The organism is Polynucleobacter sp. AP-Nickl1-40-C4 (assembly GCF_035012665.1).
GTDB lineage: Bacteria > Pseudomonadota > Gammaproteobacteria > Burkholderiales > Burkholderiaceae > Polynucleobacter.
Genome location: NZ_JAYGQR010000005.1, coordinates 1 through 21378, shown reverse-complemented (window position 1 = coordinate 21378; position 21378 = coordinate 1). Strand labels below are relative to the sequence as shown.

The following is a 21378-nucleotide window of genomic DNA, read 5'->3' as shown; positions in this document are numbered from 1 at the left end:
CCCTTTAAGTCATTTAAAGACAGTTTTTAATTAAAAACAAAGCTCTTCAAGAACATCGTCTGGCCTAAAGGCTAGTTTTGCACCTTGCTGAATAAGTAGATGGCAGCCGGCAGAATTTGCGCTGTGGATGGGCCCAGGAAGGGCAAAAACCTCTCTTCCAAGGTCTGCGGCCAGGCGAGCAGTGATAAGGGAGCCCGACTTTTCAGCCGCCTCTATTACAACGACGCCAAGCGCTAAAGCGGCAATGATGCGATTTCTTCTAGGAAAGTGCCATGCCTTAGGCCCTGACCCCAGAGGGAACTCAGACACCAATACGCCCTGCTGGCTGATGGCCCGAGATAGTTCGATATTTTGCCGGGGGTAGACAACATCTATGCCGGTTCCTAATATTGCCGCAGTGCAGTGATTGGGCCCAAGCCCAATGGCAGACCTATGGGCAGCACTGTCAACCCCTTTTGCTAGGCCAGAAACGATCAAGGCGCCCGCTTTCGATAGCGCTTGGGCAAACAGGCATGCATTTTTTAAACCTTCAGGGCTGGCGTTTCTTGAGCCTACGATCGCAATCATAGGTCTCTTCAGAAGGTGAATGTCCCCATGGATATAAAGAGACCCTGGGGGATCATATAAATCATGGAGGCGATTTGGGTAATGGGGGCTCTGGCAGTTGACTTGGAGAATGGAATTGGGTGTCGGCGAAGTTTGCATAAATCAATTTTGTTCTTTGGGGGAATTGCGGCAATCAGGACAGACTGATAGCTCTGTTGGATAATTCTTATATGGCTTTGTTATCCGTCCTTTGTTACCCAGACCCGCGCTTGCACAAGGTTGCTAAACCAGTGGAGCAAGTGGACGCTCGCATTAAAAAAATTGTCGCCGATATGGCAGACACTATGTATGACGCTCCCGGCGTTGGCTTGGCTGCGACGCAGGTCGATATTCATGAGCGCATTGTGGTGATTGATGTGTCTGATGAACAAAATGAATTGATGGTTTTTATCAACCCAGAAATTGTTTGGGCAAGCTCTGAAACAAAATCTTGGCGCGAAGGTTGTTTATCTGTTCCAGAGTTTTATGACGAAGTCGAGAGGCCATCCGAGATTCGAGTGAAGGCATTAGATGTTGAGGGTAAAGAATTTGAAATAGAGGCCGATGGTTTATTGGCAGTTTGTTTGCAGCACGAGTTAGACCATTTGCAAGGCAAGGTGTTTGTGGAGTATTTATCCATACTCAAAAGAACTCGTATTTCACAAAAAATGAAGAAGCGCGCTAAAGAATTAGTAGGTCAGCGCTAAGCGCACCAATGAAAATTGTCTTTGCTGGAACTCCTGAGTTTGCTGCGCAAGCGATGCGCGCAATTTACGATGCTGGTCATGAAATTGTTTTGGCTTTAACGCAGCCTGATCGCCGTGCCGGCAGAGGTATGCACCTTCAGGCAAGCCCAGTTAAAGAGTTTGCTTTGCAAAAAAATATTCCTGTGCTGCAACCAGAGACATTGCGAATTACCAGCACTGATCCGCAAAAGCAGGCTCAAGCTGCAGCCGCTAATGAGCGTTTATCCTCTATAGACTTTGATGTCATGGTGGTAGTTGCCTATGGTTTGATCTTGCCCCAAGAGGTCTTGGATATTAGCGAGAGAGCGGGAAGACACGGCAGCTTTAATATTCATGCTTCTCTATTGCCCCGTTGGCGTGGTGCAGCGCCAATTCAGCGAGCAATTGAATCTGGCGATCCCAAAACGGGGGTTTGCATTATGCAAATGGATGCTGGTTTGGATACCGGAGACACTGTTTTAGTCGCGGAACTTGAAATTGCTCGTGATGAAACGAGCGCAAGCTTGCATGATCGCTTAGCAGAGCTTGGCTCAAAATCGATAGTAGATGTTTTAAATGCTTTAGAGCAAGACAAAAATTTATCTCGAGTACCCCAAGAAAAAGACGGCATTACTTACGCTGAAAAAATACTGAAGAGTGAGGCTGAGATCGATTGGGCCCTTAGCGCCAAAGAAATCGACCAACGTATTCGGGCCTTTAATCCCTTCCCGGGGGCAAGCAGCAATCTCAATGGACTGGCTGTGAAGTTTTGGGATTCAAGGCTTGCAGACCCTAAGGCTGTCATCGCCACCGGTACTGTAGGCGAGGTCCTTGGGTTTGGTAATAAGGGCGCATATATACAGTGTGGTGAAGGGGTGCTTGAGGTCTTAGAGATGCAAAAACCGGGCGGTAAAAAAATAGATGCCAAAACGTGCTTGCAGCCGATTGGTGTTGGTGAAAAATTGTTGCGCTTTAAAACAAAGGAGTAGAAATGTTTAATTTTGCAAAGACTGCTGTTTTGATGGCAGCAATTACTGCACTCTTTATTGTGGTTGGCGGTATGTTGGGTGGTGAACAGGGCATGTTGATGGCCCTAGTACTGGCCATTGGAATGAATTTTTTCAGTTATTGGTTTTCCGACACCATGGTGTTGAAGATGACTAATGCACAGCAGGTTGATGAAAGATCTGCCCCCCAGTTTTACGGACTCGTTAAAGAGTTGTCGGAGAAGGCTGGCTTGCCGATGCCTAAAGTATTTTTAATTAATGAAGATGCTCCTAATGCTTTCGCAACAGGACGCAATCCAGACAATGCATCGGTTGCCGCAACAACAGGCATTCTGAAAATTCTCTCGAATCGCGAACTGCGCGGCGTGATGGCACATGAGCTTGCCCACGTTCGCCATCGTGATATTTTGATTTCGACTATCGCCGCCACTATGGCGGGAGCCATTTCAGCATTGGCTAACTTTGCCATGTTCTTTGGTGGGCGCGATTCTGAGGGTAGACCAAACAATCCGATAGCTAGCTTGATGGTGGCAATTTTGGCCCCGATCGCAGCAAGCCTGATTCAAATGAGCATTTCTCGCGCAAGAGAATACGAGGCAGATCGCGGTGGTGCAGAAATAAGCGCTGATCCTGAGGCGCTAGCGCAGGCATTAGAAAAAATTCATAACTATGCACAAGGCATCCCGTTTCAAGCGGTTGAACAACATCCTGAAACAGCACAGATGATGATTCTCAATCCCTTGAGTGCCGGCGGTCTTGCGCAACTATTTTCAACCCACCCACCAACTGAGGAGCGGGTGGTACGTTTAATGAGTATGGCTAAAAACGGGGTATATCCCGGAGCAAATTAATTTGACTGATCAAAAAACACCACGTAGTCTCCCGCTCTCTGAAGCAATCACGATTGCCGCACAAGCGGTAAGCGAGGTCATCAGCGGAAGATCGCTTACAGAAGTTCTGGATGAGCTAGAGGCCTATGAGCGCCCGATCGTGCAGAGCCTGAGTTTTGATGCACTTCGTAAATGGGTGCGTTCTCATGAATTCATTAAGCAATTTATTCCAAAGACTCCGCCTCCTGAAGTGGATCATTTGCTCAGCGTCGCGATTGCTTTATTTTTACAAGATCCAGCCGAGAGCAAGGGCTATCCAGCCCACACGATTGTGGATCAGGCAGTGAAGGCCTGTGGCGAATATGACGAAACCATGTATGCCAAAGGTTTGGTGAATGCGGTATTACGCAAGGTCAGCCTTGTAGTGCAACCGCCAGCGGACGAAAAGCATTTTCCGCCTGATCCAATTCCAATGTATGTCCCTGCTTGGTGGCGAGCAAACCTCAAGCGCAATTACTCCAAAGCATGGCAATCCATTTTGTTTCAACAAGCCAAGCGTGCGCCATTAATTTTGCGAGTAAACCAAAGGCAATATACGCGTGAGCAATATCAATCCTTATTATCTGAGGCCGGAATTTCATCAAAGCCAATAGATGAATTGGTTGGTGTTCAGTTGCCTTCCGCTCTCTTGTTGCCTGAAGCGGTTCCCGTATCGGACTTGCCAGGTTTTTATACTGGCGCTGTGTCTGTGCAAGATGCGGGCGCACAACTGGCCGCGATCTTATTAAATCCCCAGACCGGAGAGTTGGTGTTGGACGCCTGCGCAGCTCCCGGTGGAAAAACGGCGCATCTATTGGAGCTTGCAGATTGTTCGATGCGGGCTCTGGAGTTGGATGGCGAGCGCATTGGAAAAATTGGCGGCAACCTAGACCGCCTTCGTTTGCAATCTGACAAAGTCCGCGTGTTACGCGGCGATGCTTCCAAGGCGGCTTGGTGGGATGGCGTTCTTTTTGACAAAATTCTTCTTGATGCACCCTGCTCAGCTTCTGGAATAGTGTCGCGACATCCTGATATTTCATTTTTAAGGCGTGAAGCAGATATCAGGGCTTTGCAAGAAAGGCAGCGAGCCATTTTGAATCAGGCGTGGAAGATGCTCCAAGTGGAGGGCACCCTTTTGTACGTCACTTGCTCAATCTTTCCAGAGGAGGGCGAGGAGCAGGCTGTTTGGTTTGCTGAGCAGCACTCCAATGCGGTACGATTAGCCGCTCCGGGCCAGATTTTGCCTGGTGAGCTAAACGACGGTTTTTACTATGCTTTGTTTAAGAAAAATGGGCCATGAGCCGAAGAATTAAACAATTCCTCTTTTTGTTCTTGATGGTGTTGGGTATTTTTTCAACCACCGTTAGCGCCGAAGGAATCAAGATCAAATCCTTTGAGTTGGAGAAGGTGGATAACGACTGGCTTCTCAATGCAGCTTTTCAGATCGAGCTATCTCCCGGACTGGAAGACGCAGTACAAAAAGGCGTCGTCCTCTATTTCCAAACGGAGTTTGATTTAATGCGATCGCGTTGGTATTGGTTTGATGAAAAGTCTGTGCTTGTGCAAAGGCAGACGCGGCTTTCTTATCAGCCATTGACACAGCAGTACCGAATTGCTTCAGAGGGCTTTACCTTTTCTGCCAAAACTATGTCTGAGGCATTGCAGGCGGTGGGGAGTATTGGTGGGTGGCGAGTCATTGACGGCACTCAACTAGATCCCAGTAAATCGTATACGGCCAGCATGCGAATGAGCTTAGATCTCAGTAAGCTACCAAAACCATTTCAAGTAAACGCACTCAATAACCGCGAATGGAATGTATCAAGCGATTGGTATCGCTTCCTATTTTCTCCTAATGGCCCTAATTTAATTAAGCAATGAGATCGATAGCAGCCATGCTAGACCCGGGCTTTTTTACATCCAAGGCTTGGAGTAAAAAAATAATTCCAATCACGATAGGCGTGATTGGCGCCTTTGCTTTATTACTTTTAGTTTTATTGGCGATTGCCTCATCCAATACAGAATTTTTTGATAATTACTTCATTTGGCTCTATGCCGCGAATGTAGTGATTGGGGTTTGCTTAACTCTGGTTATTTTGATTTTGGTGGCTGTTATCGCCGTGCGATGGTATCGCGGGCACTTTGGCACGCGCTTGATTGCAAAGTTAGCAATGATTTTTGCTTTAGTCGGAATTGTTCCGGGCTTAATTTTGTATGGCGTTTCATTACAGTTTGTGTCGCGTAGTATTGAGACTTGGTTTGACGTCAAAGTGGAGACAGCCCTGAACTCGGGCTTAGAGTTGGGGCGCGTTACTTTGCGAGTGGCCCAAGAAGAAATTTTGGGCGAGGGTAATTTCATCGCCGAGCAGATTGTCCAAGTTCCATCGGGCACAACTACTGAGCAGGTAGCTGCATCAGTAATGAAAATTCGCAATCAATTTGGCATTCAAGAGGTTAGTCTCTTCAATATGCAGCGCAATTTGATTTTCACTAGCGAGCTAAAGCCTAAAAAATACTTTCCTGCGCCCAGCGCCGATGTGGTTGCAGAAGCATTTAGCAAGAAAGGAGTGACCTTTTTAGACCAAATTGAAGTAGAAGGTGGCCAACGCGGTTATCGAGTCAGGGCAATTGTTCCCGTTATAAGAAAAAAATCGATTCACAACAAATTTGAGTCTGGCAAAGAGATCGAAGACAAATATTTTTTACAACTAGTGCGCTATATACCTACCCCGTTGGCAAAAAACATTTTTGCTGTGGAGTCTGCATACAGTGAATATCAAGAAAAAGCGTTGGGGCGTACCGGCCTTCGCAAGATGTTTGTGGGAACCTTAACCCTTACCCTTTTCTTTGCAGTATTTGTGGCCATTACTTTGGCTTTGATGTTGGGTAGGCAGCTTGCACGCCCCCTTCTAATGCTTCTGAGAGGCACCCAGGCAGTTGCACAGGGAGATTTATCTCCCAAGCCAGAGCTCGATACTGGCGATGAACTTGGCATGCTTACACGGCAATTCAATGTCATGACTAGGCAGTTGGCCGACACCCGAACTTCTTTGCAAGAATCCAAAGCATTCTTAGAGCGCGTATTGGGAAGCCTCACGGCAGGCGTATGCATTTTTGATAAAAACTACAACGTTGTTTCTAGCAATGCGGGCGCAGATCGTATTTTTGGTCAAGACCTTACCCTACTCGATGGAAAGCCCCTTGGTAGCAGCCCAGCTCTATTGGAGTTTGAAGGGGCCATCAAAGAAGGCTTTTCTACTATGAAACTCGCAGTCCTGGGCGAGGGAGACGCGGAACAAAAGACTGAGCCGATGAATGCGCCGGTGTGGCAAAAACAAATTCAACTGCACACTACAAATGAATTTGAAAATGAATTAGGTGTGACCCTGTTCGTGCGTGGCACAGAGCTAACTGGCGACTTACGCATGGTTGTTTTTGATGACATTACTGATGTGGTGAGCGCACAGAGATCTATCGCTTGGAGTGAAGTAGCTAGACGTCTTGCTCACGAAATTAAAAATCCTCTAACGCCTATTCAGCTTTCTGCAGAAAGATTGCAGCATAAGCTTGCAGGCAAGTTGAGCCCAGAGCAAGAAGAAATGATTAATCGCAGCACTGAAACCATCATTGGTCAGGTGCAAGCTATGAAAGAAATGGTGAATGATTTTAGGGATTTTGCGAAGACGCCAACCCCACAACTCAAGCCCGTTTCTATCAATACGCTCACCTCTGAAATTTTGGGGTTATACGAGGGCAGTCCATTGCGCACTCAGTTAGATCCTCATTGCCCAGAGATCATGGGGGATCCCACACAACTAAGACAGGTAATCCATAACTTGCTACAAAATGCCCAAGATGCCACTCTTGAGGGTCCCCATCCCGGTAATCCGGTGGAGGTTAAGACAGAGTTAGTCCCTTATGGCGAACACAATGGCATAGCGCAAAATGCTGTGCGATTAACGATAAGTGATAGTGGGGTTGGATTTCCAGCTAAGATATTGGCAAGAGCCTTTGAGCCTTACGTAACAACAAAGAGCAAAGGCACGGGTCTGGGTTTGGCAGTAGTTAAGAAAATCATTGATGATCACTCGGCCAGAATTGAAATTCGGAACCGTACGCAGGGTGAAGAAGTGGTTGGTGCGAAAGTGTCAATATTGTTTATGAATCTAGCAAAAGAGGCAGCATAAGCATGGCTAGTATTTTGGTTGTTGATGACGAGATGGGAATTCGTGAGCTTCTCAATGAGATTCTCACAGATGAAGGTCATACTGTGTATGCTGCAGAAAGTGCTATACAGGCACGCACTATTCGCGAACAAATGCGCCCTGATTTGGTCTTGTTGGATATTTGGATGCCAGATACTGATGGCATTACATTATTAAAAGAATGGTCCAATACTGGCCAGCTCACGATGCCAGTAGTGATGATGTCGGGACATGCAACGATTGACACTGCTGTTGAAGCTACTCGAATTGGCGCCCTCAATTTTCTAGAAAAACCGATTGCCCTACAAAAGCTTTTAAAGACAGTCAGCAAAGCGCTGGAGAGCTCTCCTAAATATGTAGAGCCAGAACAGGTTAGAGCCGTTCAGTCGAGTGCTAGCTCCGTTATCGCACCAAAGCAAGCAACAACCGAGTTGGTTGCCCCACCTGCCGAGGGTGAGTACATTAGTGGAATTGCAAAAACGTACTTTGATCTCCCTTTGAGGGAGGCTAGAGATTTATTTGAGAAGGCGTATTTTGAGCATCAAATGCAAATCATGGGCGGTAGCATGACCAAGATTTCAGAGTACACAGGCCTAGAGCGAACCCATTTGTATCGCAAGTTAAAAGCCTTGGGAATAGATACATCGCGCAATAAGGGCGAAAGCTAGGCCCTCGCCCAACTAGCGCAAATACCGCTAAGCCCAGAAATCAAGGGGGCTAAGCAAATTTGAGGGCGCCCCAAGCCAATTCGTTATAATTCGAAGTCTTGGCCTGGTAGCTCAGTCGGTAGAGCAGAGGATTGAAAAAAATATTTTTCGATGTTTGACAGTTGTAAACATTAGTCAAAAGCTCCTCTTCACAGCGCCGTTCAATTCGCAGAAAAATCTGCGGCACTCAATAAAAAAATCACACACATAATTTTGTTCGCAGAGTATTGCGTGGGATTTTTGCGACGATAAAAAACTAATCGTCGTCCAAGTTGGCATTTGAAAACATACTTAAGTGTATGTCCTCACTACAACAATTATTTACAACACAGTTTGACGCAAATACTATTAAACAAGTAAGGCTGATGGACGGCAAAGCCTTGCTGTATAAGCGTCCGCAGTCGGTGCAGTGGCAAGTGCGATTTAAGTTAGCGAACAACAAGTGGCACAGCACTACAACAAATACAGACGACATAGAGCAAGCAAAGATAAATGCGATTGCAATTATTGAAACTGTAAAAATAAAAACAGACGCTGGCTTGGCAATCACAACAAAAACATTTAAGCAGATAGCATTAGATGAAATTGCAAATATGAGTAGAGCATTGGATAACAACATTGGTCGTCGTTGTTATAGAGATTACATTTTTGCAATCAACAAATATCTCATTCCTTTTTTTGGCGCCTACGAAGTAGAAAAAATTACGACAGAGATGCTTGCAGATTTTGATGCGTGGCGAATTACTGAAATGAATAAAGTGCCGATGGCAAGCACGAAACGCAATCACGCAAGTGCATACATTCGTGTTGTGAATTTAGCGAGAGAGCGTGGCTATGTTGCATACAATCGTGCTGTGCCGATGTTGGACAGCAAAGGCAAGCGTAGTCAGCCTCGCCCAGCTTTTAGTAAAGAAGAAATTATTGAGTTGATAAGTTATACAGAGACTTGGGTAAAGAGTAGCTATACAGAACGCACAAGACAAATGCGGACGCTGTGTATTGCTTATATAGAGTTTCTTGTTAATACAGGAGTGCGACACGGCACAGAAGCACTACGCTTGCGATGGAAGCACTTGCAATGGCATTGGATTGGTAATAAAAAATATTTGCGTGTTTGGGTAAGTGGCAAGACTGGTCCACGCTATCTAATTGCTAAGCACGAAGTAATCAAAGTATTTGAGCGTCTAATGTGTTGGCATAAGTTGGACTACACAAACTTAAATGGACTAATTGAAGCTAAGTTAGATAAAGCCATTTTCTGTTTGCCTGACAATACGCAGATAAGCAATATGGAAAATATATTTAGAAACTTAATGGTGCGAAGAAGTATGCGTAAGGATAGTGGTGGCTTAAACCGAACGCTGTATAGCTTGCGTCATACCTACGCTACTTTTGCGTTAGCAAGTGGAATAGACATACATACGCTTGCACGGCAAATGGGAACAAGCGTGAATATGATTGAACGGCACTACAGCAAAATGACGGCAACAATGGCAGCAGAGAGATTGGCATAACAATGTAATATTGGTTATCTGCTTACTTTTTGTATATGTAAATATGCCACGCTTTAATAACGAAACACGCAAGAAACGCATAAAAGAGCTTATGCGTATGTTGGAAAAAGGATTGGAAGTTTCTCCGCGTGATTTTGCAAATGCGGTTGGCAAAGACTTTGCAAAATTAAATGATAAGCGTTGGGCAGAGCAACAAGAGTTGCGAAAAATAGAAGTGCCAAGTGCAGTAAAAGAATATGAGCAAATGCTACAAGAAGCAGTAATGTGGCACGGACGCTTAGATAGCTATAGCGGACGCAATCCAAAAGTTGGCAAGGTTATTGTCAATCGCAAGCAAGTAATGGACGATATGAAAAATAAAACAGATGGTTTGTTTGAAAGAGCATACGAAAAATTACAAGAAATTATTAGCGAAGACAAAACATTGGCAGTATGGTTTGACAGAGACATTGATTTTAGTTTTGACAGCGATATAAGTTTGGACAGTGATGGTATGCCACGCTTGATTACAAGTAAGAGTGCGAATAATTTGGCACAAGGACGATTACAGCAATTACACGGATGGAAAACAAAAGCACAAGTGAAGTTAGATGTAATGGCATTAGCGTTAGAAGAATTGGTAAAGCAAGAACGCACAGCAGAAGAAATTGAAGCAGAGTTAAAACAAAACCAACAACAAGTAGAGAAGTTAAAAGGAATGCTTGCTAAGTTGAAGAAGCAAGGCGAGTAAGGATGGTTTGGCTGACTACACAGCTGAAAAACCTACACATAAAGCCCAATAGCCATATGCCTTGCATATGCTTGTTTTTCGGCTGTGTGCCTAACCATCAAAACCAAGCAAACCATCAAATCCATCACACCACAGCCAAATTCTCCACAGCGTTTCTCATAAGCTCACTATTACAGTCGATGTAGCATTGCACGCTACTAATTGCTTTGTGTCCGCTTAATCCCATAATCACTCTTATGCCGATACCTTTGTTTGCAAGCGTGGTTATGAAGGTACGACGCGAGGAATGTGAGCTTGCTCCATCCAACCCAACACGCTTATACAGATAGTGGAAGTGCTGTGTGAGCGTATTTGCTGTAAAGCCGTCGCTATCCTTCTTTTGACTATAGAAGAACTTATTGCTTGGATTTGAGTTGGCATATACCTTTGCGTATTGCTGTAGCTCTTTTCGTAACTTCTCGTTCACAAATACCGTTCTTGCCTCATTAGTCTTTGTATTCTCTGCCAATAAGCGTATTTCATTCTTAATGTTGCCTTCGCAATCTACAACATCTTTAATTCTCAAACTTGCTACCTCGCTGACACGCATTCCCGTATTAAACATAATTAACACTAGCGCTCTATTGCGTTGTGAGTGTTTTCTTGTTGAACAGTAATCAAGTACTTTACGGATTTCTGTGCTGTTTAGAACCTTTGCTTGCTTAGTCATAACTTTTTCCTTCTTTAACCAAATGTTTGCTAAGCGTTTAATGTATTTTCTTTTGTTTCTTTCTGCGACCGTTTCGTGTGTATATGCTGTCAAATTAAATTCTTTCCAATAATCAGTAGGTTATGTCGTTTAAGAAGCTAAACCAAAGCTTCTTCATATTTCCTTACATATTGCTATTTATTGGCGATGTGGGATTTAGACTACAGAATGTGCAATACATATGTAGACTTGCGTATAGCGTCTATACGCTGTTTGATTTTTTCTCAGTTGTGTTGCTATTTGCCGTTCTACTTTAAGTGCTTGTAGCTTTGATTTGAGGCAAGTAGTTATTCCCTAAACATCTTACCTTTTTCATCTTTAAGTTCACCGTTGAACATCTGATATTTTCCGCACTTCCAATTTTTATCATCTACATACTGACAAGGACCAATAATTTCATTTTTTGTTTTCGCGTCAATTGGGTCATCTTTCAATCCGCTGCCCCACATCACTGAATGTGCCGTAGCAATATAAGTTTCCTTAATGCTCACAAGGTTATTTTTGTATTGCACTTCAGCATTCTTTATTTCTTTATAAGCAGTAAATGCTAGTCCAGATGTAGGTCGCGGTTCGGCTGGATGATTTATTTCATAACCCCATTTTTCAGTTTTGGTGCAAGCCATTAAACTTAGTGCAAGCAAAATGGGAAATATATATTTGCATTTCATTCGTTTCATAATAAGTCCCATTAAATAATCAGATAGTAATAAATATTAGATGTTTTATTGGTAAGAAGCAAGCGAACTTCGTTGCTTGCTGTGTCTTCGCTAAAGCTATCGCTTTCGCTCGCCACACTTTCTTCAACTCATTATTGATTTGCTTTTGTTTTGTTGTTTGACTGATTTTGGAGCAAACAACGGCTATATGCGACTTGTATAAAAGTAGCATTGATAGTCGTCGTTTATATGTAATGTTCTGATTCCATCGCATACAACTGTAAAAGAATTTAACGAGAGACGAATGTATTAAAACTCTCAACCAGTTTTCGCATTGATTTGCTAAACAGTAATTCTGCGGCTCGCTCATATGTATCGCAACCTTTACAGCGATTGCTATACGAGCACGAAGTCATTAGCCGTTATATTCCACTTCGTGTTTTTGTCCTTTGTTATCGCAATGACTTATTTGCGTTTGTTGCCTTATATTGCCCAAATAGTTTTCTGTTCGTCCGTTTGCCCAAATTGAGCACCTTGTAAGCCATAGCCCTACAAGCCTTGTTCTGTCTCGCTCTTATCTGCACGGTTTTTGTATATGTCGATAGTAGATTGCGTTCGTCGCTGTTTAACCATTCTGCGTGATGTTTGAGTAAGTTTGTCGCAACTATCTGTGCTTGCTGTAAGCATAAGTCCATCTTATCCATATGCCTTATTGCAATACCGTTTTGCTTTAACCATTCATTTGCTGCTTGTTCATCATTACGCATACAAATATTTATCAACAACCAAATATTCCTTAATATTTGCTGTCCATTTCTTACATATGACTAGGTATTGCACGGCAAATTCAGGTTGTTCTCGTAGCAACTCCGAAACTACAGTAATTGAGCTTACTAACAAAGGAGATTGATATGAGTACATTAGATGGATTAAAACTTAGCACAGCAAAAAAACCAGCACATATACCAGCAGTCGTATTTCGTCGCAATAAGCTGTCCAATAAACTTTGGGAACAAATTCAGTTAGCCAAAAGTCAAATTGATGGCACTAGCTTTGCTGTTAAAAAGTTCCGCACAGTAAAGGACAAAGAAACTGGTTTGCGTAAAAGCGTAGAAGTAAACAAAAGATTGAGAGAGTGGTGGTTCAAAAACGAGCTTGGCAAGGTGTGTTTCTGCGTCAAATACGGTAGTCGTCCGCTAGAGCTTGCTAAAGGCAAACATAGCGTAGAGGTTGGTAATCCCGCTGAGCTAGTTAAAGCGCTTGAGTTGGTCAAAAGCGCAGTTGAAGCTGGAGAGCTTGATGCGCAAATTGAATTAGCGAGTGGCGCTGTGAGGAAGGGGTTTGGTCGGTAAGGTTGGTGGGTGTTGTAAAAAAGCTATATATATAGTGATGTAAACACTTCATATATTAAAAAGCCTTGTGTCAGTAAGGGCTCATTAAGGATAATTTTGGCTGCTATAAATTAGCCTAAAAGCTAACTGTTCAACCAGCCTGACAAAAATAACAATGAAATTACTTAATATCAAAAAAATTGCCTTTGCTTCAGCATTCGTTGCTGGAGGTATTTTTTCGATAAACGCTAGCGCGCAATCAACTACCGTTACCGTCGGCGGTACAGCGTATACCGTTAGCGTATCTTCCACCGCCTCAACGTATAGCTCGATAACTTCAACCCTACAAGCCACACCTTGGTGGAATAACCCCACTTTGGCTAGTTCGCTGGCTATCGCGGTGGGAGGCAGCCTTGGATACCCCAATGGTGGAGGCTATAGCGGGCCCGTTTTCTCGACTGCTGCTCCTGGTATTCAAGGAGGAGCAGTCTACTATAACGGCTTCACCCATGGCTCTTCACCTTTCTCTATTAATTCAAGCGTAGCATATTACTGGGCTCTAAGTACTGTCGGTGCCCCAACTTCATCGGGCCCATCCGTAGCTAATACCCAAGCATCTGTAGCCAACACAGCTCAAGCATTACAAGGCACTTACACATTACAAAATGCTGTTCTTGCCAATAGCTTTGCTTATGACTGTACTGTTTTTGGTGAGAACAATGTGTGCGTATCTGGTGGTGGTCGTAATACCGCTGTTTCTGCTGCCAATGGTTTGAATAACACTAGCGCACTCTTGATTGCCGCTTATCGCGCATTGCCATCTGTTCGTGTAGGCGCTTATGCTGACCAAAACTTATCCGTTAACAATGGTGGTTCAACAGTTAATTTGGGTAACAACACCCCATTGCTTGGTTTGTTCGCTGCTTGGAATGAAAAGCAAGACGGCACAGGTACAGAAGTTAAAGCGTCTGTAGCTTATGGACAAAAGAACACAACCATTAATCGTGGCGTAGTTGGTACAGGCTCTACTGCTTCTGAAGCGGGCTCTGGTTCATCCCAGTTAAACAGCCAAGGCGCACAGATCACTGCTAAGTATGGCTTTGGCATTGCTGACCAAGTTATTGTTTCACCCTATGTCGGTATTCGTTATACACAGAACAATATGGGCGGCTATACCGAAGGCACATCTTCAACGGTCACAGCTCCATTGACTTACTCAGCTCTTAATACAAACGCAACAACAGCATTAGCTGGTGTTGGCGCTCAATATAAAGGCATTCCACAAACCACCTTGTTTGCGAGTGCTGGTGTGGAGACGGATACTAATACTGCCAATGGTTCATATAACGCAACCAACGCATCAATTGGCGCAATTGCTCCAGTGAACTTCAACCCTAACCCTGTTAAAACAAGACCAATAGCAACACTAGGTGCTTACTATGATGTTGAGAAGAATCAGCGCTTAGGTGTAACTGGTATCTATCGTCAAGAAGCGTACCAAGCTACAGCTTCAACTACTGTGATGGCTACTTACACAGTTGGTTTCTAAAGCAGCTCATTTAGTCCTAATCAATCAACCCGCTCAGGCGGGTTTTTTGTTGTCTTGAATATGGGGTTTATTAAAACGCAGGGTTTTTCATCTATAAAAAAACTGCTTTTGCTTAAAGCAACCCAGCTAAATATATTGATGCTTATTAAAGAAGTAGAAACTATCAAATCTATAAAACCACTGACGCCACAGCAACAGCGTATAGATACGCTTAAGCAACAAGTCAAGCGAGATCAGGAAGCCATTAAGGCAGAGCGACAGCGTCAGCAAGTTGCTAAAGCACAGCAACAGCTACAGAGGGTCAGGACTATAAAGCCGTAGAGGCTTAACTAATCCTCTATCTCACCAACTATCGTGCAGTAGGGTTTGCCATCCCGGCGAATCAAGGATTTAAGGCATTTTTTCGAGAGTAAGGACAGTTTTCCACTTTTCCCAAGCTGACGAACACTTTCATTTATAATTCCAAGTCTTGGCCTGGTAGCTCAGTCGGTAGAGCAGAGGATTGAAAAAAATATTTTTCGATGTTTGACAGTTGTAAACATTAGTCAAAAGCTCCTCTTCACAGCGCCGTTCAATTCGCAGAAAAATCTGCGGCACTCAATAAAAAAATCACACACATAATTTTGTTCGCAGAGTATTGCGTGGGATTTTTGCGACGATAAAAAACTAATCGTCGTCCAAGTTGGCATTTGAAAACATACTTAAGTGTATGTCCTCACTACAACAATTATTTACAACACAGTTTGACGCAAATACTATTAAACAAGTAAGGCTGATGGACGGCAAAGCCTTGCTGTATAAGCGTCCGCAGTCGGTGCAGTGGCAAGTGCGATTTAAGTTAGCGAACAACAAGTGGCACAGCACTACAACAAATACAGACGACATAGAGCAAGCAAAGATAAATGCGATTGCAATTATTGAAACTGTAAAAATAAAAACAGACGCTGGCTTGGCAATCACAACAAAAACATTTAAGCAGATAGCATTAGATGAAATTGCAAATATGAGTAGAGCATTGGATAACAACATTGGTCGTCGTTGTTATAGAGATTACATTTTTGCAATCAACAAATATCTCATTCCTTTTTTTGGCGCCTACGAAGTAGAAAAAATTACGACAGAGATGCTTGCAGATTTTGATGCGTGGCGAATTACTGAAATGAATAAAGTGCCGATGGCAAGCACGAAACGCAATCACGCAAGTGCATACATTCGTGTTGTGAATTTAGCGAGAGAGCGTGGCTATGTTGCATACAATCGTGCTGTGCCGATGTTGGACAGCAAAGGCAAGCGTAGTCAGCCTCGCCCAGCTTTTAGTAAAGAAGAAATTATTGAGTTGATAAGTTATACAGAGACTTGGGTAAAGAGTAGCTATACAGAACGCACAAGACAAATGCGGACGCTGTGTATTGCTTATATAGAGTTTCTTGTTAATACAGGAGTGCGACACGGCACAGAAGCACTACGCTTGCGATGGAAGCACTTGCAATGGCATTGGATTGGTAATAAAAAATATTTGCGTGTTTGGGTAAGTGGCAAGACTGGTCCACGCTATCTAATTGCTAAGCACGAAGTAATCAAAGTATTTGAGCGTCTAATGTGTTGGCATAAGTTGGACTACACAAACTTAAATGGACTAATTGAAGCTAAGTTAGACAAAGCCATATTTTGTTTGCCTGACAACACGCAGATAAGCAATATGGAAAATATATTTAGAAACTTAATGGTGCGAAGCAGTATGCGTAAGGATAGTGGTGGCTTAAACCGAACGCTGTATAGCTTGCGTCATACCTACGCTACTTTTGCGTTAGCAAGTGGTATTGATATTCATACGCTTGCTAAGCAAATGGGAACTAGCGTGAATATGATTGAGCGGCATTACAGCAAAATCACCCCAATGATGAATGCGGAGAAGCTTGCTTAAATGAGGGGGCGGGAGTGTCGTGTTTAACACGACAGGCCAGCAAGGGTGTTATGGAGTCACAAAGGTTATCAAAGCGACTGGTAAGTTTTTCTGTGGGCTTTACTTGTTTAACCCGCGCATCAATATCGGTAGCGTGTAGCTCAATCCAGCCAGTTTCAATTAGCCTGCGAAAGTGATGTCAAAGCCCCATATCGCTATAGGGCAAGCTAGCAAACAGTGCCTTTACAGTAAGCACTTCATTAGTAATATAGCTTTTAATGACGGCAATCAAAATATCGTAAGGGATAAATGAGTGCCCAATTGGCAGATGGCTGGAGGTTTGTAGGCGAATATTGCCAAGCAAATTAACCATCAGCAGGCGCTGCTCAAATTCCACATTTCATACAGTAAGTAGACATGTAGTTACTGTAGTTTCAGCACTCCTAATTTCCTACGAAATTAAGCTACGAAGTTAGTAGTTAAATTTTTACGATGTACTAATGATCTCTTCCTATGGGGGCTGGATGATTTTCTACAACTTTATGTTACCTATAGACAAAACTAATAAATTGCTATTAATATATGAAAATTTGTATCAAATTCAATAATCAGTTACATCAACCAACTTATGAGAAATTCTATGGGCAAGCGCATATTACTTACAATCATTGCATTAATCATTGGTGCAGGTATTGTTGCCTGCGGTGGTGGGGGTGGGTCCTCTCCTGCGGCTAGCTCCAGCCCAAGCAGCACTTCCTCGAGCTCCAGCGGTAACTCCTCAGCCCCAGCAGTTACAACACTTGCCCAAGTTATGAGTCAGGGTACAACCAATAATCAGGTTCAGAATCTAGCCGTTGGTGATTTAAATGGCGATGGATTGGATGACGTTGTTATTGGGGGTTGGAATGTAGATGCGCCAACAGCAAAATTCTCCATTTTGATTCAAAATACAGATGGTACGTTAACGGATCAAACCGCTAATTGGGTCGCTAACAATACTTATGGTGGAAGCCAGCACGTGTTTATTGCCGACTTCAACAATGATGGAAAAATGGATGTGTTCTTTCCGGGTTTTGATGATGGCGCCACTGAATATCCTGAGCACAGCGTAGTGTTGTGGAATAACGGAACTTCCTTCGCTAGGGTCAACCTGCCCGAATTAACCATGAGCCACGGTGCATGCGTTGATGATATTAATGGTGATGGTTTCCTTGATGTTCTAGTAGGCGGCGGTCCTGGCGGTAGCGTTGGTGGGATCTACATAAACAATCGTAACAATACCTTTACGCTCAATCAAACCGCATTATTCAATGCCACTGGTGGAAATTTCTTTGCGGCATGTGCTGTTAGTCATGAGAGCAATGGCAATATTGACATCTTCTTTGGCAACACAAGCTCGGTATCTGGTTACAGAAATAATATCGCGGTGTTTGATAGTAATTTAAATTTATTGTCTAATACCGGTGTTAATCCGGTGGACTCAAATGGTCACAGCACCACAGGTTCGGATTTGATCGACATGCTTGCAATTGATGTCAATGGTGATGGCAAAAAAGATTTTATTGGTATCTACAATATGCTTGGTGCAAATGGCACCCCAGCATTTACAGGAGATATTGCTGGAAAAAGAATATTGCTATGGACGGGTGCGGGTCAGTACACTTATTCCACTACTATTGATAGTCAATTTGAAAACTTGTATTTCACCTCCACTTCTACAATTGGCGGCTATCCTGCTGTGTTTTTCTCGGGTAGCAATGATCAAGCAATGTTATATCAGCTTATTAATGGTGCTTTCGTTTCTTACAAACAGCAACGATTTACGGATATGGCAATACAGGCTGGCATTTCAAGCCCAACGACGATTAATTATGCTGTAGGTAGTTCGATCGTTTATCAAAATAACGGAAACCCTTACATGCTTCAGTTGCTTAATGGTGTTTGGTATACAGAGCGAATGTAATAAACCTCTATGTTGTAAGCAATAACCCATGCCACATTTGAACTGGCTGGAGGGGTGGATATTACATTGTTGTTTTGAAAAAATTAGCTAATAAAGGCTGTAGTGTTAAGCATGACACTACAGCCCCCTCAAAAACCGTCTAAAAACAGTTAGTTCGGCGCGCCGAATAGCTCTACTGCTGAGAACCCCGTTTTAACGCTATAGGGCTGATTTGAGCCGTCGTGTGCAACACGACACTAGTGCCCCATGTTTTGTCGTCTTTATCCCACAGATTTAATAAATACATTTAGCCCTACCAAAGATTATTGCTATTTTCTTTGGCGGAGCTAAATGTTAAGTCATTGATTCTTGGAAAGATTATTGATCACACATTTTGGTCGTCCTTTGGAGCAAAAGAATACAAACTGCATACACAGTTTTATTTATCTAAAGGACAAAAATGGCTCAAGCAAAAACACTCACCACAGCAGAATTAGAACAAGTCTTACGCTATATCAGCAGCACAACTTATGCAGAACGCAATCGCGTAATGTTGCTCATGGGATATTGGGCGGGACTTCGCGTTAAAGAAATTGCCCAATTAAAAATGGGGGATGTATTAAATGAAGATGGCACGATTAAAAGTGAAATTCGTTTAAGTGCACAGCAAACTAAAGGTAATGATGGCAGAACGGTATTCTTGCCAGCAAAGCTAAAAGAAGAATTAGCTGTGTATCTCAAAACTCGACATATCACTATGCCTGATATTCCCTTATTCCACACATCTAAGCGTTTGGGCTGGACACCCAATACCTTATGCCAGCACTTCTTTTGGCTTTATAAGAAAGCGGGTATTGCGGGTGCTAGTAGCCACAGTGGTCGTAGGCAATTTATTACGACCTTGGCAAATAAGGGCATCTCTGTGCGTATTTTGGCTAGCTTAGCGGGACATAAGAGTATTGCTGTAACGCAGAAATACATTGATGTGAACGACGATATGAAAAGAGCGGCTGTTGAACTGATATGAGCACTCAATCACCGTAGCGGGATTTGCGTGCTGATCTGGTTTGTCGCTCTATCCACGGATGATTGTCTGTGCAAGGAAATCGCCCTTCAGTAGCGTGCGCCGTTAAGTTCTTGGCTTTTTCTAAATACTCGCTCACTGCAGAAGACATTTTTATGCGTTTTTCGTTGACCTCAATAGCTCTATCTGAATGGATTACATTGAGCTTGGGGTTAATTCTCAGCTCTTCCCCTATTTCATACAGTAGTGCTTCGCCTTGCTTAGATTTTTCGAGAAACAAGCGATAAACATCCAAGCAAATATTGAGTGAGACTGAGGTGAGCTTGCGGGACTCCATGCGCACAGGTGCTGTGCTGGCTTGCCAGCGATCAAAGTCTTTGTAATGTGGGTGGTGTAGTTCTAATAGATTATCAAACTGCGCTCGCAATGTTTTGGGCGAGACATTGAGCGGAATTTCCAAATGCAGCACTTTGACATCCTCACCAAAGTCATCTGTTTGATTGTTTACGGCTACTTTATTAAAAGGCTTTTTTCTGCAAAGATGCCATAGCCCACTTCTATCCACCATGTGTCAAATACGACATTGCGTAAGTCGCCAAATAATTCAAATGTGCGTTTTGCTTCATCACTGGGGAATTCATTAATTTCACAAAGTAATTGATAGTGCGGTGATAGCTGCAGGGCATTAAACCAAGTTTCGTATAGCGTTCCTTTAGCTCTTTCTAGTGACTCAGGAATGCTGTGGCTCTTAAAGCGCACATCCTCAGGCAACCCTTTGAAGAACAACTGTGCTTGACCAGCCTTGGGTTTGGGCGTTTTCTTGATGGGTGGTTTTGCGGGTGATTTAGGTAGTTCCATTTTCTTCAAAACCCTAAAAAGAAGCCTCAGATTGGCTTGATCATCTTATTTAACGCGACCAAAAGCATATTGCAAATACGGAAGCGCTAATAAGAAAGGTAACAAGTCATGACAAATTTGATCATTGATTCTACTGTAGCAAACTCAGTAAACCCATCCATCAACTTAGCCGCCCTTGGCGTGCCTAGCAATGTTGTCGTGTCAAACACGACACCTGCTACTCAGCCTAGCGCATTTGAGCAATTGAAGTCTTTGGAGTCAGCCCGCATCAGCTGGGAAACAGTTGAGCTTGCTCAGTCTAATAATCGCTTGTATAGCATTTTGAAGCAGGCTTACAGCTTTTATCTAGTTATGAAGCAAGACGCTGATAAAGAAGTGCGTAAAGTTAAGTTAGAGGCGATGGAAGCATTTATCGCTGACAAGGGCTATACCAATAGCTTTGGCGCCACAACACACGATATGACTCGTGTTGTTAAGTGTGTATTTGGCGTAGATCGTCGTCGTGTATCTGCTTACTCAATTGCTTTGCGTGAAGCCTTGCGTCAAGAGGTTGGGGCAAAAGACTTAATCGTCTTTATGCAAGAAAACGGTGGTGTTGAGCAAATTCGTATGGGTGGCACTAAGCCTTTGTCAGCCACTAAGCGAGCCGAGCTAGTTAAAGCCGAGGTAAGCGAAGCTGTGATCAGTAAGGTGAAGTTTGACGCTGAGATAGTTAAAGCCAATGCAGACTGGGTGGACAAGCAAGTGGTGTTTGTGGCTACTTACTTGCCTACAGGCGAATTTGAAGTCAACGCTGTGGTTCGTCATGACGGCGCTGTGAATACTGCGCTGGCAGCGTATTACACGCTGGCACAGGCTAAAAAGCGCGAGTAGCTAAAGTAACTGAGGCTTTTAACAATGTATTTGAAACAGAAGCAGCAGAAGCTGAACTTGTTTAACTAACCTTTGGGGCTATGGCGACATAGCCCCCTTTTTTTATTCTTATATAGGAGGGACTATGTCCTTATTTGCACCCAGTTGTTTAGACG

The 21378-nt window shown here is 43.5% G+C and carries 23 protein-coding genes; 16 read left to right on the top strand and 7 right to left on the bottom strand.

Features of this window, described 5'->3' with window-relative positions; all coding sequences use genetic code 11:
- Nucleotides 1-30: 30 nt before the first annotated feature.
- A complete protein-coding gene (gene dprA, locus VC182_RS06745) occupies nt 31-705 on the bottom strand; it encodes a DNA-processing protein DprA (RefSeq protein WP_215321237.1) in 675 nt (224 codons plus the stop codon).
- A gap of 71 nt (nt 706-776) precedes the next feature.
- On the opposite strand from dprA, the gene def reads away from it, so the two are divergent.
- The 9 genes from def to VC182_RS06700 all read left to right on the top strand — a co-directional run bounded on the left by def (nt 777) and on the right by VC182_RS06700 (nt 10339).
- Nucleotides 777-1292, top strand: coding sequence for a peptide deformylase (gene def / locus VC182_RS06740; RefSeq protein WP_215321236.1), 516 nt, complete (start codon nt 777-779; stop codon nt 1290-1292).
- Nucleotides 1293-1300: 8 nt separating this feature from the next.
- A complete protein-coding gene (gene fmt / locus VC182_RS06735) occupies nt 1301-2299 on the top strand; it encodes a methionyl-tRNA formyltransferase (RefSeq protein WP_215321235.1) in 999 nt (332 codons plus the stop codon).
- 2 nt (nt 2300-2301) lie between these two features.
- Entirely contained in the window at nt 2302-3168 is an 867-nt protein-coding gene (gene htpX / locus VC182_RS06730; protein WP_323484911.1) for a zinc metalloprotease HtpX, read from the top strand.
- A gap of 1 nt (nt 3169) precedes the next feature.
- Nucleotides 3170-4486 (top strand): 16S rRNA (cytosine(967)-C(5))-methyltransferase RsmB, encoded by a 1317-nt coding sequence (gene rsmB / locus VC182_RS06725; RefSeq protein WP_323484910.1) that lies wholly within the window; start codon nt 3170-3172, stop codon nt 4484-4486.
- Nucleotides 4483-5064, top strand: a complete 582-nt coding sequence (locus VC182_RS06720; RefSeq protein ID WP_323484909.1) for a DUF4390 domain-containing protein — start codon at nt 4483-4485, stop codon at nt 5062-5064. The genes rsmB and VC182_RS06720 overlap by 4 nt, the downstream gene beginning before the upstream one ends.
- Nucleotides 5061-7370: a sensor histidine kinase gene (locus tag VC182_RS06715; protein ID WP_323484908.1), complete on the top strand. Its 2310-nt coding sequence runs from the start codon at nt 5061-5063 to the stop codon at nt 7368-7370. Before VC182_RS06720 ends, VC182_RS06715 begins: the two co-directional genes overlap by 4 nt.
- A 2-nt stretch (nt 7371-7372) precedes the next feature.
- Entirely contained in the window at nt 7373-8056 is a 684-nt protein-coding gene (locus VC182_RS06710; protein WP_323484907.1) for a response regulator, read from the top strand.
- A 338-nt stretch (nt 8057-8394) separates the two neighbouring features.
- On the top strand, nt 8395-9609 hold the full coding sequence (locus tag VC182_RS06705; RefSeq protein WP_323484906.1) for a tyrosine-type recombinase/integrase: 1215 nt from the start codon (nt 8395-8397) through the stop codon (nt 9607-9609).
- A gap of 43 nt (nt 9610-9652) precedes the next feature.
- On the top strand, nt 9653-10339 hold the full coding sequence (locus VC182_RS06700; protein WP_323484905.1) for a hypothetical protein: 687 nt from the start codon (nt 9653-9655) through the stop codon (nt 10337-10339).
- Between the two features lie 124 nt (nt 10340-10463).
- Here the strand turns inward: VC182_RS06700 and VC182_RS06695 are convergent, their stop codons facing one another.
- From VC182_RS06695 to VC182_RS06685, 3 genes are all read right to left on the bottom strand, one after another.
- The gene (locus VC182_RS06695) at nt 10464-11141 is read right to left on the bottom strand and encodes a site-specific integrase (protein ID WP_323484904.1); all 678 of its coding nucleotides are present in this window, start codon (nt 11139-11141) and stop codon (nt 10464-10466) included.
- A gap of 233 nt (nt 11142-11374) precedes the next feature.
- Nucleotides 11375-11764 carry a hypothetical protein gene (locus tag VC182_RS06690; protein WP_323484903.1) on the bottom strand — a complete coding sequence of 130 codons (390 nt, stop codon included), beginning with the start codon at nt 11762-11764 and terminating at the stop codon, nt 11375-11377.
- A gap of 431 nt (nt 11765-12195) precedes the next feature.
- Nucleotides 12196-12510 (bottom strand): hypothetical protein, encoded by a 315-nt coding sequence (locus tag VC182_RS06685; protein ID WP_323484902.1) that lies wholly within the window; start codon nt 12508-12510, stop codon nt 12196-12198.
- Nucleotides 12511-12654: 144 nt separating this feature from the next.
- Between VC182_RS06685 and VC182_RS06680 the strand changes: the two genes are divergently transcribed.
- The 4 genes from VC182_RS06680 to VC182_RS06665 all read left to right on the top strand — a co-directional run bounded on the left by VC182_RS06680 (nt 12655) and on the right by VC182_RS06665 (nt 16547).
- On the top strand, nt 12655-13095 hold the full coding sequence (locus tag VC182_RS06680) for a DUF6641 family protein (protein WP_323484901.1): 441 nt from the start codon (nt 12655-12657) through the stop codon (nt 13093-13095).
- A gap of 154 nt (nt 13096-13249) precedes the next feature.
- Complete coding sequence (locus tag VC182_RS06675; RefSeq protein ID WP_323484900.1) at nt 13250-14623, top strand: autotransporter outer membrane beta-barrel domain-containing protein; 1374 nt, start codon at nt 13250-13252, stop codon at nt 14621-14623.
- Between the two features lie 60 nt (nt 14624-14683).
- On the top strand, nt 14684-14944 hold the full coding sequence (locus tag VC182_RS06670; RefSeq protein WP_323484899.1) for a hypothetical protein: 261 nt from the start codon (nt 14684-14686) through the stop codon (nt 14942-14944).
- Between the two features lie 388 nt (nt 14945-15332).
- A complete protein-coding gene (locus VC182_RS06665) occupies nt 15333-16547 on the top strand; it encodes a tyrosine-type recombinase/integrase (protein ID WP_323484898.1) in 1215 nt (404 codons plus the stop codon).
- A 178-nt stretch (nt 16548-16725) separates the two neighbouring features.
- Here the strand turns inward: VC182_RS06665 and VC182_RS06660 are convergent, their stop codons facing one another.
- Nucleotides 16726-16923 carry a hypothetical protein gene (locus VC182_RS06660; protein ID WP_323484897.1) on the bottom strand — a complete coding sequence of 66 codons (198 nt, stop codon included), beginning with the start codon at nt 16921-16923 and terminating at the stop codon, nt 16726-16728.
- A 231-nt stretch (nt 16924-17154) separates the two neighbouring features.
- Here VC182_RS06660 and VC182_RS06655 point away from each other — a divergent pair, with 231 nt between their 5' ends.
- Nucleotides 17155-18489: a VCBS repeat-containing protein gene (locus tag VC182_RS06655; protein ID WP_323484896.1), complete on the top strand. Its 1335-nt coding sequence runs from the start codon at nt 17155-17157 to the stop codon at nt 18487-18489.
- A gap of 439 nt (nt 18490-18928) precedes the next feature.
- Entirely contained in the window at nt 18929-19495 is a 567-nt protein-coding gene (locus VC182_RS06650) for a site-specific integrase (protein WP_323484895.1), read from the top strand.
- Nucleotides 19496-19499: 4 nt separating this feature from the next.
- Here VC182_RS06650 and VC182_RS06645 read toward each other — a convergent pair whose 3' ends face one another.
- Together VC182_RS06645 and VC182_RS06640 are read right to left on the bottom strand one after the other, a co-directional pair.
- Nucleotides 19500-20060, bottom strand: a complete 561-nt coding sequence (locus VC182_RS06645) for a hypothetical protein (protein ID WP_323484894.1) — start codon at nt 20058-20060, stop codon at nt 19500-19502.
- A complete protein-coding gene (locus VC182_RS06640) occupies nt 20003-20350 on the bottom strand; it encodes a hypothetical protein (RefSeq protein WP_323484893.1) in 348 nt (115 codons plus the stop codon). Before VC182_RS06640 ends, VC182_RS06645 begins: the two co-directional genes overlap by 58 nt.
- A 108-nt stretch (nt 20351-20458) precedes the next feature.
- Here VC182_RS06640 and VC182_RS06635 point away from each other — a divergent pair, with 108 nt between their 5' ends.
- Nucleotides 20459-21223 (top strand): hypothetical protein, encoded by a 765-nt coding sequence (locus tag VC182_RS06635; RefSeq protein WP_323484892.1) that lies wholly within the window; start codon nt 20459-20461, stop codon nt 21221-21223.
- Nucleotides 21224-21378: the final 155 nt, after the last annotated feature.